Raw genomic sequence first — 15262 nt, forward strand, 5'->3', positions numbered from 1 at the left:
GTTCTTTTTTTTGGTGTGTTGGGGGGGGGGCGGGGGCGCGGGGCCGCGCCCCGGGGGGGGGCGCGGTAATGGGGGGGGGGGGCGGCCCCCGCCCCCCCCCCCCGCCCCCCGCCCCACCCCGTCCCCGCCCCACCCCCGCCCCACCCCCGCCCCGCCCCGGCCCCCGCCTCGCCCCCGCCCCGGCCGCGTTCCGAGCCGCCCGGCCAGGGCAGCGGCAGACTGGGGGGATGCGTATCGCCCTCACCGGATCCTCCGGACTCATCGGCAAGGCCCTCGTACGCTCCCTCCACGCCGACGGCCACACCACCGTCCGCTTCGTCCGCCGCGAGCCCGCCGCCCCCGACGAGGCGCGCTGGGACCCGCGCGCCGGGTACCTCGACCCCGCCGGGCTCGAAGGCTGCGACGCCGTCGTGCACCTGGCCGGGGCCGGCGTGGGCGACCACCGCTGGACGGCCGCGTACAAGAAGGAGATCCGCGACAGCCGGATCCTCGGCACGGCCGCCGTCGCCCGGGCCGTGGCCGCCCTCGACGTGCCGCCCGCGGTGCTGGTCTGCGGCTCCGCCATCGGCTACTACGGGGACACCGGCGACCGCCCCGTCGACGAGTCCGCCCCGGCGGGCCGCGGCTTCCTGCCCTCCGTCTGCGTGGACTGGGAGGCGGCCGCCGCCCCCGCCCGGGCCGCCGGGATCCGGACCGTCTCCGCCCGCACCGGGCTGGTGGTCGCGGCCGACGGCGGGGCCTGGGGCAAGCTGTTCCCGATCTTCCGCGCGGGCCTCGGCGGCCGGCTCGGCAACGGCCGCCAGTACTGGTCGTACATCTCCCTGCACGACGAGGTCGCCGCCCTCCGGCACATCATCGACACCCCCTCCCTCACCGGCCCCGTGAACCTCACCGCCCCCGAGCCCCTGACCAACCGTGAGGTCACCGCCGCCATGGGCCGCGTCCTGCACCGCCCGACGGTGTGCGCCGTCCCCGCGCCCGCCATGCGCCTGGCCCTCGGCGAGTTCGCCGGGGACGTGCTGGGCAGTCAGCGCGTGCTGCCCGCCCGCCTGTTGGAGTCCGGCTTCGCCTTCCGCTACCCCGGCATCGAGGAGTCCATCAGGGCGGCGCTGCCGTAGGGCGCACCGACCGATCACGTGCGACCGTTCGTGACCCGGATGCGACCGTCGTGCGACCGGAGTTGTTCGCAATACCCGGCCGGACTCGGGTTCTCCTGGAGCCCGTTGGGGGAAGGAGGTCCCCACACAGCCGCGCCGACCTCGGGGAGGGGCACGTGCTCAGCAGCGCACACCGAGCCGCACACCATGCCGCACACCATGCGGACGTCGTCATCGTAGGAGCCGGAGTCTCAGGACTCGCGGCCGCACACCACCTGATCGCGGCGGGGGTCACGGTCAGCGTCCTGGAGGGCGCCGACGATCCCGGAGGCCGGATGGCCACCGACTCGGCCGACGGTTTCCGGCTCGACCGGATCGGCCAGCTCCTCAGCACCACGTACACCGAACCGGCCCGCACCCCCGGCCTGGAGGCGCTGGTCCTGCGCCCCTTCGCCCCCGGGGTCCTGGTGCACGGCGCCGACGGCAAGCAGGCGCGGGCCGGGGCCCTGACCCCCGCCCGCGCCCTGGCCAGCGGCTCGCTGGACCAGGCCCGCCTCAGCGCGGCCCTGGGCCGGCTCGCCGCCCTGCCGGTGGAGCGGCTCCTCGCCCGGCCCGAGCGCACCGCCCTGGCCGCCCTGCGCTCCCGCGGCCTGCCACCGCGCACCGTCAACGGGGTCCTGCGGCCCCTGCTCGCCACGCTCCTGCGCGACCCGGAGCTCACCACCTCCAGCCGTGTCGCCGACCTGGCCCTGCGCACCTTCGCCCGGGGCCGGCTCGCCGTGCCGGAGGGCGGCGCGGCCACCCTGCCCGGCCTGCTCGCCGCCGCCCTGCCACCCGGCACCGTCCGCACCGGGGTCCGCGTCCGGTCCGTGGCCACCAACCTCGTCACCACCGAGGAGCACGGCGACTTCGCCTGCCGCTCCGTCCTCCTCGCCACCGGCGCCCGGGCCGCGGCCGAGCTGCTGCCCGGACTGCGGGTGCCCGCCTTCCACGAGGTCACCGTCATCCACCACGCGACCCCCGCCCCGCTGCCCTGGGACGGCTCGCTGCTCCTGGACGCGGACCCCACCTGGCCGCTCGCCCACACCACCGTGATGAGCGCGGTCGACCCCAGCCGGGCCCCGGCCGGCCGCGGCCTGGTCACCACCACCGTGCACGGCCCGCCCCCGCCCGCCCGGACGGTCGCCTCCCGGCTGGCCCGGCTCTACGACACCTCCACCCGGGACTGGGAGCTCCTGGCCGTCCACCACACCCCGGAGGCCGTCCCGGCGATGCCCCCGCCGCACGACCTGCGGCGCCCGGTCCGGGTCCTGGCCGGGCTCTACGTCTGCGGGGACCACCGCGACTCCAACACCGTCGACGGCGCCCTGCACTCCGCCCGCCGCGCCGCCACCGCCCTGCTGCGCGACTTCGGCATCCCGCTCCCGGCCCACCACGGAGCGCCCGTCCCGGCCGCCGCCTGACCCGCCGCCCGACCCGCCGCCCCCGGGACCCCGTCCCGGGGGCTCAGGCCGCCCCGGCAAACCCCGGCAAGCCCCGGCGCGCCCCGCCCGGCCCCGCCGCGGCTCACGACAGCGCGGCCACCCGGTCCCGGTACGTCCGCACCGCCGAGGCGTCCCGGTAGGGCTCCAGCCGCCGCTCGAAGTCCCGTACGTACTCCACCGCGCGCGCCGACCGCATCTCCCCGGCCTGCTGCGCCGCCTCCGCCCCCAGCGCGCACGCCTGGTCCAGCTCGCCCAGCCCCAGCCGCGCCGTCGCCAGCACCACCCGGCAGAACAGCCGCGAACGGGCGTACCCCGGCGCGCGCAGCTGGAGCGAGCGCTCCGCGTGCTGCGCCGAGGCCCGGTACTGCTGGAGGTCGCGGTGGCAGTGCCCGAACTCGTCCGCCAGCTGCGCCTCGTCGAAGGCCCGCGCCCAGTGCGGTACGTCGTCCCCCGGCCGGGCCGCGCCCAGCGAGCGCTCGGCCCGCACCAGCGAGGCCGTCGCCGCCCGCACCTCGCCGAGCACGGCGTGCCCGCGCGCCTCGGCCGCGTGCAGCAGCGCCTGCACCACCGGCGGCGGGCCCGAGCCCACCCCCTGCTGGGCGACCCGGGCCAGCTGGACCGCCTCCCGGCCGTGCCCGAGGTAGACGGCCTGCCGGCTCATCGTGACCAGCACGTAGGACCCGTACGGCCGGTCCCCGGCGGCCTGCGCGAGCCGCAGGGCCTGCACGAAGTACCGCTGGGCCAGGCCGTGCGCGGCGATGTCGTACGAGGTCCAGCCCGCGAGCCGGGTCAGGTCGGCGGCGGCGGAGAACAGCCGGCGCCCGGTGGTCTCGCCGTAGGTGCCCCGGAGCATCGGCTCGGCCTCGTGCTCCAGGTAGCGCACCAGGGCCTGCCGGGCGTGGCCGCCGCCGTAGGCGTGGTCCAGGGTCCGGAACAGGTCGCCGACCGACCGCAGCGCCGCGATGTCCCCGCTGGTGACGCGCTGGCCCGGCCCCCGGTCGATCTGCCGCTGGCGGGGCACCGAGGCGCGGCCCTGGGCCGGCACCCGGTTCGCGGGGTCCGCGCCCCGTCCCACCCGTTCGTCGGCGCGCCCGATCAGCCAGTCCCGGCTGGGCACCACCAGTCCGGCGGGGGTGAAGGCGATCTTGCGGAGTTCGGCGTGCGAGCCGGAGTCCTTGCGCCACAGCCCGCTCGCGATGTCCACGGCCTCCTCGGGGGTGGCGGCGAACTCCAGTCCCGCGTACACGGGCGCGCACGCGTCCAGGCCCAGGTCCTGCGCCGACAGCCGACGCCCCAGGCGCCGGGTGAAGACCTCGGCGATCAGGGCCGGGGTGGTGCCGCGGGGCTGCTGGCCGCGCAGCCAGCGCGTCACGGAGGTCTTGTCGTAGCGAAGGTCCAGACCGTGTTCCAGGCCCAGCTGGTCGACGCGGCGGGCGAGCCCGGCGTTGGAGAACCCGGCTTCCGCGATCAGCGCCGCGAGCTGCCGGTTGGGGACGCGCTGGGCAGGTCGTTCCGTCATCGGCTCCACGGTTTCCTGACGTGACGGCCGGAGTCCCGGCCCTGTGAACGGCGTGAATGTAGCGGCCAACTCCGCCTGAGCCGCCCTCTCTGCCCCACATTCATCCGATCGTGTGCCGAATGGGTAGGCCCCTTTACGGACCGCCCCCCTCCGTCCGCGTACGCTGCGCCCCATGACCCGCCCGCCCCACGGGGCACATGCCCCCGACATGTACCCCGAGTCCACCGCTCCGCTCCCCGCCCCGGAACTGACGGAGGCGGAGTGCCGCCGGTGCGGCACCTACATCGCGGGGCTGGACGGGCGCTACGCGTGCGGGGTCTGCGGCTGGGTCAACGACCACTCCGAGGGCCACCGCCGGCTGCCCAGGGCCGACGAGGACCCGGACCGCCCGCCCAAGGGCCGCAGGCGCCCCAGGCAGCGGCCGGGGCCGCCCCCGCAGACCGGGGCGACGGGGGGCTGAGGGCGCCGGCGCGAGCCGCCGTACCCTTGGCGGGGTGCGATGGGTGCACACAGCACACAGCAGGTTCAACGAGGAGGCGCCGCGGTGACTGAGCTTCGGTTTGTCCATCTGGGCTTCGGGCCGGAATCCGTCGAGTACACCGAGGCCTGGGAAGAGCAGCGGCGCGTCCACGCCGCGCGCTTCGCCGACGAGACCGGGGACACCTGCCTGCTCCTGGAGCACCCGCCGGTCTACACCGCCGGCCGGCGCACCGACCCGAGCGAGCGCCCGCTGGACGGCACCCCGGTCATCGACGTGGACCGCGGCGGCAAGATCACCTGGCACGGCCCGGGCCAGCTGGTCGGCTACCCGATCATGAAGCTGCCCCGGCCCGTCGACGTGGTGGCCCACGTACGGCGCCTGGAGGACGCCCTGATCCGCACGGCGGCCGAGTTCGGCCTGGAGACCACCCGGATCGAGGGCCGGTCCGGCGTCTGGGTGCTGGGCGACCCGGTCGAGGAGCGCCCCGCGCTGGGCGGCCTCTCCCTCGACTTCGACCCGCGGATCGGCGACGACGAGTTCGACGCCCGCCTCAATGGCCCCGAGTACGCCCCGTCCAACGCCGGCCAGCGCCGCGAGGACCGCAAGCTCGCCGCCATCGGCATCCGCGTCGCCAAGGGCGTCACGATGCACGGCTTCGCGATCAACGTGAACCCGGACAGCACCTGGTTCGACCGGATCATCCCCTGCGGGATCCGGGACGCCGGTGTGACCTCCCTCTCGTACGAACTGGGCCGCGAGATCACCATCGCCGAGGTGCTGCCGGTCATCGAGCGGCACCTGAAGGACGTGCTGGAGCACGCCGACCTGAAGCCGCGGGAGACCGAGCCCGCGGCCGGCTGACGCCGCGGGGGAATGCACCCGGCGGCCCCCTGGTTGGCCGGACGTAAGAGCGTACGAATTACGGGCGTACCCTGGTGGGCGCCGAAGAATCGAAGTCACAGGGAGCCGGTCGTGTCCGCAGTCGCACCCGACGGACGCAAGATGCTGCGCCTGGAGGTCCGTAACGCCCAGACGCCCATCGAGCGCAAGCCCGAGTGGATCAAGACCCGGGCGAAGATGGGTCCCGAGTACACCAAGATGCAGGCCCTGGTGAAGGGCGAAGGACTGCACACGGTGTGCCAGGAGGCGGGCTGTCCGAACATCTACGAATGCTGGGAGGACCGCGAGGCCACCTTCCTCATCGGTGGCGACCAGTGCACCCGGCGCTGTGACTTCTGCCAGATCGACACGGGCAAGCCCGAGGCCCTGGACCGCGACGAGCCCCGCCGCGTCGGCGAGTCCGTGGTCACGATGGACCTGAACTACGCCACGATCACCGGCGTCGCCCGTGACGACCTGCCCGACGGCGGTGCCTGGCTGTACGCGGAGACCGTCCGCCAGATCCACCAGCAGACGGCGGCCCGCGAGGGCGGCCACACCAAGGTCGAGCTGCTGGCCCCGGACTTCAACGCGGTCCCGGAGCTGCTGGAGGAGGTCTTCGCCTCCCGGCCCGAGGTCTTCGCGCACAACGTCGAGACCGTGCCCCGGATCTTCAAGCGGATCCGCCCCGGCTTCCGCTACGAGCGCTCCCTCGACGTGATCACCAAGGCCCGCGCCTACGGCCTGGTCACCAAGTCGAACCTGATCCTCGGCATGGGCGAGGAGCGCGAAGAGGTCACGCAGGCCCTGAAGGACCTGCACGAGGCCGGCTGCGAGCTCATCACGATCACCCAGTACCTGCGCCCCTCGCCGCGGCACCACCCCGTCGAGCGCTGGGTGAAGCCGGCCGAGTTCGTCGAGCTGGCTAAGGAGGCCGAGGAGATCGGCTTCTCCGGTGTGATGTCCGGACCGCTGGTCCGCTCCTCCTACCGGGCGGGCCGGCTGTACGGCCAGGCGATGGAGAAGCGCGCGGCCGTGTGAGGTCCCGCGTGTGAGGTCCCGCACACATACTTACCAACCGGTAACACCGCGCTGACGCGGCCCCTAGGCTCTTTTTCATACCGAGCCCGGCGGGCCGCGTCCGTTTTTGCAACACGTCAATCACATTTGACCGACCGGTCACGCCCTGGTAACACCAGTGAGTGACGCTGGAGCCACGTACCGCACACCCCATCGATGTGAGCACCGAGAGAGGGTCCGACATCATGCAGGCCGCGCCAGTCCGCGCCATCGCCATCCCGTCCTTCACCGACGCCTTCCGCGGGATCGAGTCGCTGCTCATGAGCGGCGCCCGCCGCAACGCCTGGACGGCGGTCCTGGAGGACCGGCGCAGGGCCAAGGACCGGGTCGAAACCGAGCACGTACTCGAGGCCGCGGCGACCCGGACCCCGCAGGCCACGTAAACTTCGGTTTATGGCGAGGAAGTCAAACGCAGAGACTGCTGCGAACCCCGGGCGACTGAAGCAGATCGCCCTGACGTACAAGATGACGCGCAAGGCCGACCCGAAGGTCGGTCTGATCGTCGCGGGCGTGGGAATCGTCACCTTCGGTGTCTTTCTTGCGATCGGCTTCCTGATCGGCCACCCGGTCTACCTGGGCATCCTGGGCTTCCTGGTGGCGTTCCTCGCGATGGCGATCGTCTTCGGACGACGGGCCGAGCGGGCTGCCTTCGGGCAGATGGAGGGCCAGCCGGGCGCTGCCGCGGCCGTACTGGACAACGTGGGACGGGGCTGGTCCACCACCCCGGCCGTCGCGATGAACCGCAGCCAGGACATCGTCCACCGGGCGGTCGGCAAGGCGGGCGTGGTCCTGATCGCGGAGGGCAACCCGAACCGGGTCAAGACGCTGCTCGCGGCCGAGAAGAAGAAGCTGGCCCGGATCATGCCCGACATCCCGGTCCACGACTTCATCGTCGGCACCGGCGAGGGCGAGGTGCCCCTCAAGAAGGTCCGCACCACGCTGCTGAAGCTGCCGCGCGTCCTGACCGGCCCGCAGATCACGCAGGTCAACGACAAGCTCCGGGCCATGGGCGACCTCATGAGCAACATGCCCGTGCCGAAGGGCCCGATGCCCAAGGGCATGCGGATGCCGCGCGGCGGAAAGCGCTGACCCTTTCTTCCGCTTTTCGTATACACCACACAGGGGCGCCCCCGAAGCCATCCGGCCGGGGGCGCCCCTGTGTGTGCGTGGGTGTCCGCGCGCGTGCGTGCGCGTCGCGTCGTACGGGCCGGCGGCCCGCCGGATCGGTCAGATCCGGACCTGGACCGCGCCGGCCAGCCGGTCGTGCAGCCCGCGCCCGTCCCGGTCCCAGACCAGCGCCGGGATGACCAGGGCCAGCAGCAGCGTGCGGACCACGACCCGGCCGACGCCGAGACGGCCGCCGTCCTGCCCGATGACCCGGAGGCCGAGGATCCGCTTGCCGGGGGTGAATCCCACGGTGCCCACGGTCAGCACGGCCAGGGCCACGAAGAGGGCCAGCGTCCAGTTGCCCGCGGCGGCCATGTTTCCGTGCGTGATCAGTCCGTATGCGATCAGCTGGCAGCCGATCCAGTCGATCGCGACGGCCCCCAGCCGGCGCCCGAAACGGGCTACCGACCCGGGCCCCGAACGGGGCAGGCCCAGCCGCTGCCCCGGATAGCCGAAGTCGACGCCCATGTCCTCGGCGGCCGCGCGGGGCCCGTTGAGCCAGGATCCGATTGCTTGCCTGTTGTCCACTCCACCACGGTACCGGTGGGCCTGGACGGCCCTTGGACGGGACCCTGGTTAACTTGTGCGAAACAAATGGGTCATGCTTGGGAAATCCCGTCTGCTTATGGTCGGGTCAGCGTGCGACACCGCACTGGCGCACCATGAGCTATAAAAACCCGCCCTGCCCCGGGGCCGGGAGTAGGAGGAGTTGGATGTTCCAGAACGCCGACGAAGTGAAGCAGTACATCGAGGAGAACGACGTCAAGTTCGTCGACGTCCGCTTCTGCGACCTGCCTGGTGTGATGCAGCACTTCACCATCCCGGGGCGCGCGTTCGACCCGAACGAGGAGCTGGCCTTCGACGGCTCCTCGATCCGCGGCTTCCAGGCGATCCACGAGTCCGACATGGCGCTGCGCGCCGACATCAGCACCGCGCGCCTGGACCCGTTCCGCAAGGACAAGACGCTCAACATCAACTTCTTCATCCACGACCCGATCACGGGCGAGGCCTACAGCCGTGACCCGCGCAACATCGCGAAGAAGGCGGAGGCGTACCTGGCCTCCACCGGCATCGCCGACACGGCGTACTTCGGCCCCGAGGCCGAGTTCTACGTGTTCGACAGCGTGCGCTTCGCGACCACCGCGAACGAGAGCTTCTACCACATCGACTCCGAGGCCGGCGCCTGGAACACGGGCTCCGAGGAGAACAACCGTGGTTACAAGGTGCGCTACAAGGGCGGGTACTTCCCCGTGGCCCCGGTCGACCACTTCGCGGACCTGCGCGCCGAGATCTCCCTCGAACTGGACGCCCAGGGCCTCCAGGTCGAGCGTCAGCACCACGAGGTCGGCACCGGCGGCCAGGCCGAGATCAACTACAAGTTCAACACGCTGCTCGCCGCGGCCGACGACCTGATGCTCTTCAAGTACATCGTGAAGAACGTCGCCTGGCGCAACGGCAAGACCGCGACCTTCATGCCGAAGCCGATCTTCGGTGACAACGGCTCGGGCATGCACGTGCACCAGTCGCTGTGGGCGAACGGCGAGCCGCTGTTCTACGACGAGGCCGGTTACGCGGGCCTGTCGGACACCGCCCGCTACTACATCGGCGGCATCCTCAAGCACGCCCCGTCGCTGCTGGCCTTCACCAACCCGACGGTGAATTCCTACCACCGCCTGGTGCCGGGCTTCGAGGCGCCGGTCAACATGGTGTACTCGCAGCGCAACCGCTCCGCCGCGATGCGCATCCCGATCACGGGCTCGAACCCGAAGGCCAAGCGCGTCGAGTTCCGCGCGCCGGACCCGTCCTCGAACCCGTACCTCGCCTTCGCGGCGCTGCTCCTCGCGGGCCTCGACGGCGTCAAGAACAAGATCGAGCCGATGGAGCCGATCGACAAGGACCTCTACGAGCTCTCGCCCGACGAGCACGCGAGCGTCCCGCAGGTCCCGACCAGCCTTGAGGACGTCCTCAAGGCCCTGGAGGAGGACCACGAATACCTCCTGGCCGGCGGTGTCTTCACCCCCGACCTCATCGAGACCTGGATCGACTACAAGCGCACGCACGAGATCGCCCCGATCGCCCTGCGTCCGCACCCGCACGAGTTCGAGATGTATTTCGACCTCTAAAAAAATCGGGGATCGTGCCTGATCAAAGGCCCCCCACCGCTCTCCTGGAGAGCGGTGGGGGGCCTTTTGCCTTTGACAGCCCGGGCGGGCGGGGCGACGGTGGATAGGACCTAAACGCCGGATAAGCCGGGTAAGCGAGACATGTTCGGAGGTGCATGGAAATGCGCCGTAGGATCATCGGAGTCGTCGTCGCCGGGGCCGCAGGTCTGACCCTCGGTCTGCTGCCGCTCACCAGTGCGTCCGCGCACGACCACGGCGGTGGCTGGGACCACCGGTCGGACTACTCCCACTCCCGCTGGGCGGACGACAGCTGGAACGGCAGCTGGAACAGGCACGGCAACTGGAACGACGACGACTGCGGGAACGGGCACGGCAACTGGAACGACAACGACTGGGGCGGCTGGCACAACTCCAGCTGGCACCACGACGGTGACCGGGGAGGCTGGCGCTGACCCTGCCGGATCCCGGGCGATGCCCCTGCCGCGCTGTTCTCAGCGCAGCAGGGGCATCGCCGCGGTGAGCTCGCGCAGGCAGCGCACCGCGAGGTCGGCGGGGGAGCCGGGGCCGGTGACCGGGGCGTCCCCGGCGGACCAGACCTCCAGGGCCACGCGGATCGCGTCGGTGGCCGCCGCCGCGACCAGGCGTACGGACATCGGGTCCGCCTCCGGTCCGGCCAGCCGGGCCACCACCGGGACCAGGCGTTCCTCGGACTCCTGGTTCACCCGGTACCAGACGGCCCGCAGGGCCTCGTCGCCGGCCGCGGCGCGCAGCAGGCCGCGGGTGACCTCCAGCCCTTCCTCGACGGAGGGGGAGTCGCTCAGGGAGCGGGTCACCGCGCGTTCCAGGGACTCCGCGAGGGGGGTGGCGGGGTCCTCCTCGGCGAGCAGCGCGCGCCAGGCGTCACCGCCGCCCGCGAGCAGCGGGGCCACGGCCTCCTGCTTGTTGCGGAAGTAGCGGTAGAAGGTGCGCAGGGCCACCCCGGCGCGGTGGGCGATGTCCTCGGCGGTGGTGCCGTCGGGGCCGTGCTGAGCGAAGAGTTCGCAGGCGGCGCGGGCGATGTCGAGCTGGGTGGCGGCCTTGCGGCGCTCCGTCAGCGACTGGGTTCCGGGGCCGCTCTGGGGGGAGTACGGACGGGGAGATCTCACGGGTGCAGCCTACCGTCCGGCAGGGAGACGGAATGCACAAGATGACATGCTGGCAAAACGTGCCATGCACTCGGTAGTCTCGCCGCATGAACCGTTACGAAGGACGTCGTGTCCTCATCACCGGCGGCGGGTCCGGCATCGGCCAGGCCACCGTCCACCGCATTCTCGCCGAGGGCGGCCGCGTGCACACCGTGGACGTCAACGAAGCCGGCCTGGGGGCCACGGCCGAGCGGGCCGCCGCCGACGGGCACGCCGCCCGGCTGACCACCGCCCTCCTGGACATATCCGACGAGGCCGCGGTCAAGGAGGGCGTCGCCGCCTCCGCCGACGCCCTGGGCGGCCTTGACGTCCTGGTCAACGCGGCGGGCATCCTGCGCTCCGCGCACACCCACCAGACCACGCTCGACTTCTGGAACAAGGTCATCGCGGTCAACCTGACCGGCACCTTCCTGATGATCCGCGAGGCGCTCCCCGCCCTGCTCGCGGGCGAGCAGCCGGTCGTCGTGAACTTCAGCTCCACCTCGGCGAGCTTCGCCCACCCCTACATGTCCGCCTACGCGGCCAGCAAGGGCGGCATCCAGTCGATGACCCACGCGCTCGCCGCCGAGTACAGCAAGCAGGGCCTGCGCTTCGTCTGCGTCGCCCCCGGCTCCATCGAGTCCGGCATGACCACCGGCAACGGCCCGGGCCTGCCCGAGGACACCGACTGGTCGCTCTTCACCAAGCTCGCCCCGGCCCTCGGCCAGGGCTTCGCCGGCCCCCAGGCCGTGGCCGGCGTCGTCGCCATGCTCGGCTCCGAGGACGGCTCCTTCATCACCGGCACCGAGATCCGCATCGACGGCGGCACGCACTACTGACCGCCCCGGGCCTCAGGCCCTGAAGCGGTCCCACAGCCGGGGGAAGCGCTCCGCCAGCACGGCTTCGTCCTCGAAGTCCAGTGGAGCGCCCTCCGGTTCCGCCGCCTGGAGCGGCACGCCCAGGTCCGGCGCCACCGAGCCGGTCAGCTGCTCGTACGCCTCGTCGGCCGCGTACCCCAGCTCCTCGCCGTCCCCGTCGAGGTCCTCGTCGAACTCCCCCAGCAGCTCCGCCAGCTGGTCCGGGTCGTGGACGCCGCCCTCGAAGACCTCCCGGCCCTGGCCGATCAGCCAGCACCGGAAGTAGTCGAACGCGTCGTCGCTCGCCCCGTCGAGCAGCACCCAGGCCGCACCCCACAGGTCCCAGGTGTACGCCCGGTTGTACCGCGACTCGAAGTGCCGGGCGAAGTCCAGCACGGAGTCCGGGTCGAGCTGTGCCAGCCGCTCCACGAGCAGCTCGGCGTGTTCCTCGGGGTCGCCCTCGGCGGCCTCGCGGGTACGGTCGACGATCTCCCAGAACTCCGTCTCGTCCATCACCGCTCCAGCATCACGGGTCGGCCCCCGCGCCGCCACCGCTCATACGGCCAAAGGCCGGTGTCCGCCCCCCGGTCGGCCCCATACGGACGCGGCGGCCGGCCGCCGCGCAGCGCCCGGCGCTCCCCGCGGCCGAAAACGCCGCGAGGCGGCCCGTCCCCCCTGGGCGGGCCGCCTCGCGGCGGTCGTACGGTGCGTCGCGGCCTACAGGCCGTAGCGCTCGCGGGCCTCCTTGACGGAGGACGCCGGCACCTCGCCGCGGCGGGCGAGCTGGGCCAGCGCGGCCACCACGATCGACGGGGCGTCGACACCGAAGTGGCGACGGGCGCCCTCACGGGTGTCGGAGAGGCCGAAGCCGTCCGTACCCAGCGAGGTCCAGTCCTGCTCGACCCACTGGCTGATCTGGTCCGGGACCTGACGCATCCAGTCGGAGACGGCGAGCACCGGGCTGGTGACGCCCTCCAGCGCACGGGTGACGTACGGGGTGCGCAGTTCGCCGCGCAGCAGCGCCTCGTCGCACTCCAGGGCGTCGCGGCGCAGCTCGCCCCACGAGGTGGCGGACCAGACGTCGGCGGCCACGTTCCAGTCGGCGGCGAGCAGCTTCTGCGCCTCCAGGACCCAGTGGATGGCCGTACCCGAGGCCATCAGCTGGATCTTCGGCGCCTCGGCGGCCGGGGCCGCCTCCGCCAGGTCGGCCGCGGTGTTGAAGCGGTACAGACCCTTGAGGATGCCTTCCTCGACGCCCTCGGGCATCGCGGGCTGCACCTTCGGCTCGTTGTAGACCGTCAGGTAGTAGAAGACGTCTTCCGGCTTCTCGCCGTACATGCGGCGCAGACCGTCCTTGACGATCACCGCGATCTCGTACGCGAAGGCCGGGTCGTAGTTGAGCGACGCCGGGTTCGTGGACGCGATCAGGTGCGAGTGGCCGTCCGCGTGCTGGAGGCCCTCACCGGTCAGCGTCGTACGGCCCGCGGTGGCGCCGACGATGAAGCCCTTGCCGAGCTGGTCGGCGAGCTGCCACATCTGGTCGGCGGTGCGCTGCCAGCCGAACATCGAGTAGAAGATGTAGAAGGGGATCATCGGCTCGCCGTGCGTCGCGTACGACGTGCAGGCGGCGATGAAGTCGGCCATGGCGCCGGCCTCGGTGATCCCCTCGTTGAGGATCTGGCCGTCCTTGGCTTCCTTGTAGTACATGAGCTGGTCGCGGTCGACCGGCTCGTACGTCTGGCCCAGCGGCGAGTAGATGCCGGCCGAGGGGAAGAGGGACTCCATACCGAAGGTGCGGGCCTCGTCGGGGACGATCGGCACCCAGCGCTTGCCGGTCTCCTTGTCCCGCATCAGGTCCTTGACGAGCCGGACGAAGGCCATGGTGGTGGCCATCTCCTGCTTGCCGGAGCCCTTGAGCAGCGGGGCGAAGGAACGGTCCGCGGGCGCCGGCAGGGCCACGTGCTTGACCTTGCGGGCCGGGGCCGGGCCGCCGAGGGCCGCGCGGCGCTCGTTCAGGTACTGGACCTCGGGGCTGTTCGCGCCCGGGTGGCCGTACGGGACCTGGCCGTCGGCGAAGGCGCTGTCCGGGATCGGCAGGCCAAGGAGGTCGCGCATGTCCTTGAACTCGTCGATCGTCAGCTTCTTCATCTGGTGGTTCGCGTTCTTCGACTCGAACCCGGCGCCCAGCGTGTAGCCCTTGACGGTCTGCGCGAGGATGACCGTCGGCGCGCCCTTGTGCTCCAGGGCGGCCTTGTACGCGGCGTAGACCTTGCGGGGCTCGTGGCCGCCGCGGGAGCTGTGGAAGCACTCGGCGATCTTCGCGTCGGACAGGACGCCCGCCAGCTGCACGAGCTCGGCGTTGGCGCCGAAGAAGTGCTGGCGGATGTAGGCCACGCCGCGGGTCGCGTACGTCTGGAACTGCGCGTCCGGTACCTCGCGCAGGCGGCGTACCAGGGCGCCCGTGGTGTCGAGCTGGAAGAGCTCGTCCCAGGCGGAGCCCCACAGGGACTTGATGACGTTCCAGCCGGCGCCGCGGAACTGGGCTTCCAGCTCCTGCACGACGCGGAAGTTCGCGCGGACCGGACCGTCGAGGCGCTGCAGGTTGCAGTTGATGACGAAGGTCAGGTTGTCGAGCTGCTCGCGCGAGGCCAGGGCCAGGGCGGCGGTCGACTCGGGCTCGTCCATCTCGCCGTCGCCCAGGAAGGCCCAGACGTGCGAGTTGGCGGTGTCCTTGATGCTCCGGTTCTGCAGGTAGCGGTTGAAGCGCGCCTGGTAGATCGCGGAGAGCGGGCCGAGGCCCATGGAGACCGTCGGGAACTCCCACAGCCACGGCAGGCGCCGCGGGTGCGGGTAGGACGGCAGGCCGTTGCCGCCGGACTCCTGGCGGAAGTTGTCGAGCTGCTGCTCGGAGATCCGGCCGTCGAGGAAGGCGCGGGCGTAGATGCCGGGGGAGGCGTGGCCCTGGATGTAGAGCTGGTCGCCCGATCCGTCGGCCTCCTTCCCGCGGAAGAAGTGCTGGAAGCCGGTCTCGTACAGCCACGCGGCGGAGGCGAAGGTGGCGATGTGGCCGCCGACGCCGTACTTGGAGCCGCGGGTCACCATGGCGGCCGCGTTCCAGCGGTTCCAGGCGGTGATCCTGGCTTCCATCGCCTCGTCGCCGGGGAACTCCGGCTCCGCGGCGGTGGGGATGGTGTTGACGTAATCCGTCTCCAGCAGCTTCGGCAGTGCGAGACCGGCGGCCTCGGCGTGCTGGAGCGTGCGGCGGAGCAGGTATTCGGCGCGGCGCGTACCGGCGGCCTGAGCGACGGCGTCGAGGGAGGCCGCCCATTCGGCGGTCTCCTCGGTGTCGCGGTCCGGGAGCTGGTCGAGCTCGCTCGGAAGCTTTCCTACGGGGTCGGACATCGGTGTGCGC

The 15262-nt window shown here is 72.2% G+C and carries 15 protein-coding genes; 10 read left to right on the plus strand and 5 right to left on the minus strand.

The window, feature by feature from the left end; all coding sequences use genetic code 11:
* The first annotated feature begins 227 nt into the window (after window positions 1-227).
* Both ACFYYT_RS17905 and ACFYYT_RS17910 read left to right on the plus strand, forming a co-directional pair.
* The gene (locus tag ACFYYT_RS17905; protein WP_351827980.1) at window positions 228-1118 is read left to right on the plus strand and encodes a TIGR01777 family oxidoreductase; all 891 of its coding nucleotides are present in this window, start codon (window positions 228-230) and stop codon (window positions 1116-1118) included.
* 155 nt (window positions 1119-1273) lie between these two features.
* Window positions 1274-2560, plus strand: coding sequence for an FAD-dependent oxidoreductase (locus ACFYYT_RS17910; RefSeq protein ID WP_351827982.1), 1287 nt, complete (start codon window positions 1274-1276; stop codon window positions 2558-2560).
* A gap of 103 nt (window positions 2561-2663) precedes the next feature.
* Here the strand turns inward: ACFYYT_RS17910 and ACFYYT_RS17915 are convergent, their stop codons facing one another.
* On the minus strand, window positions 2664-4100 hold the full coding sequence (locus ACFYYT_RS17915; protein ID WP_351827984.1) for a regulator: 1437 nt from the start codon (window positions 4098-4100) through the stop codon (window positions 2664-2666).
* Between the two features lie 172 nt (window positions 4101-4272).
* Between ACFYYT_RS17915 and ACFYYT_RS17920 the strand changes: the two genes are divergently transcribed.
* From ACFYYT_RS17920 to ACFYYT_RS17940, 5 genes are all read left to right on the plus strand, one after another.
* On the plus strand, window positions 4273-4560 hold the full coding sequence (locus tag ACFYYT_RS17920; RefSeq protein ID WP_351827986.1) for a hypothetical protein: 288 nt from the start codon (window positions 4273-4275) through the stop codon (window positions 4558-4560).
* A gap of 84 nt (window positions 4561-4644) precedes the next feature.
* A complete protein-coding gene (gene lipB, locus ACFYYT_RS17925; RefSeq protein ID WP_351827989.1) occupies window positions 4645-5442 on the plus strand; it encodes a lipoyl(octanoyl) transferase LipB in 798 nt (265 codons plus the stop codon).
* 111 nt (window positions 5443-5553) lie between these two features.
* On the plus strand, window positions 5554-6501 hold the full coding sequence (gene lipA / locus ACFYYT_RS17930) for a lipoyl synthase (protein WP_351827991.1): 948 nt from the start codon (window positions 5554-5556) through the stop codon (window positions 6499-6501).
* 224 nt (window positions 6502-6725) lie between these two features.
* The gene (locus ACFYYT_RS17935; RefSeq protein ID WP_214937012.1) at window positions 6726-6923 is read left to right on the plus strand and encodes a hypothetical protein; all 198 of its coding nucleotides are present in this window, start codon (window positions 6726-6728) and stop codon (window positions 6921-6923) included.
* 10 nt (window positions 6924-6933) lie between these two features.
* The gene (locus ACFYYT_RS17940) at window positions 6934-7629 is read left to right on the plus strand and encodes a DUF4191 domain-containing protein (protein WP_351827993.1); all 696 of its coding nucleotides are present in this window, start codon (window positions 6934-6936) and stop codon (window positions 7627-7629) included.
* 138 nt (window positions 7630-7767) lie between these two features.
* Here the strand turns inward: ACFYYT_RS17940 and ACFYYT_RS17945 are convergent, their stop codons facing one another.
* A complete protein-coding gene (locus ACFYYT_RS17945; RefSeq protein WP_351827996.1) occupies window positions 7768-8235 on the minus strand; it encodes an RDD family protein in 468 nt (155 codons plus the stop codon).
* A gap of 185 nt (window positions 8236-8420) precedes the next feature.
* Between ACFYYT_RS17945 and glnA the strand changes: the two genes are divergently transcribed.
* Window positions 8421-9830 (plus strand): type I glutamate--ammonia ligase, encoded by a 1410-nt coding sequence (gene glnA / locus ACFYYT_RS17950; protein ID WP_351827999.1) that lies wholly within the window; start codon window positions 8421-8423, stop codon window positions 9828-9830.
* Window positions 9831-9991: 161 nt separating this feature from the next.
* Window positions 9992-10282: a hypothetical protein gene (locus ACFYYT_RS17955; protein ID WP_351828002.1), complete on the plus strand. Its 291-nt coding sequence runs from the start codon at window positions 9992-9994 to the stop codon at window positions 10280-10282.
* A gap of 39 nt (window positions 10283-10321) precedes the next feature.
* Here the strand turns inward: ACFYYT_RS17955 and ACFYYT_RS17960 are convergent, their stop codons facing one another.
* Window positions 10322-10975 (minus strand): TetR family transcriptional regulator, encoded by a 654-nt coding sequence (locus tag ACFYYT_RS17960; protein WP_351828004.1) that lies wholly within the window; start codon window positions 10973-10975, stop codon window positions 10322-10324.
* An 86-nt stretch (window positions 10976-11061) separates the two neighbouring features.
* Here ACFYYT_RS17960 and ACFYYT_RS17965 point away from each other — a divergent pair, with 86 nt between their 5' ends.
* Complete coding sequence (locus tag ACFYYT_RS17965; protein ID WP_351828007.1) at window positions 11062-11832, plus strand: SDR family NAD(P)-dependent oxidoreductase; 771 nt, start codon at window positions 11062-11064, stop codon at window positions 11830-11832.
* Between the two features lie 12 nt (window positions 11833-11844).
* Here ACFYYT_RS17965 and ACFYYT_RS17970 read toward each other — a convergent pair whose 3' ends face one another.
* Both ACFYYT_RS17970 and aceE read right to left on the minus strand, forming a co-directional pair.
* Window positions 11845-12363 carry a DUF4240 domain-containing protein gene (locus ACFYYT_RS17970; protein ID WP_351828009.1) on the minus strand — a complete coding sequence of 173 codons (519 nt, stop codon included), beginning with the start codon at window positions 12361-12363 and terminating at the stop codon, window positions 11845-11847.
* Between the two features lie 204 nt (window positions 12364-12567).
* On the minus strand, window positions 12568-15252 hold the full coding sequence (gene aceE / locus ACFYYT_RS17975; protein ID WP_351831600.1) for a pyruvate dehydrogenase (acetyl-transferring), homodimeric type: 2685 nt from the start codon (window positions 15250-15252) through the stop codon (window positions 12568-12570).
* Between the last annotated feature and the right edge of the window lie 10 nt (window positions 15253-15262).

Source organism: Streptomyces sp. NPDC002032 (genome assembly GCF_042890765.1).
Classification (GTDB): Bacteria; Actinomycetota; Actinomycetes; order Streptomycetales; family Streptomycetaceae; genus Streptomyces.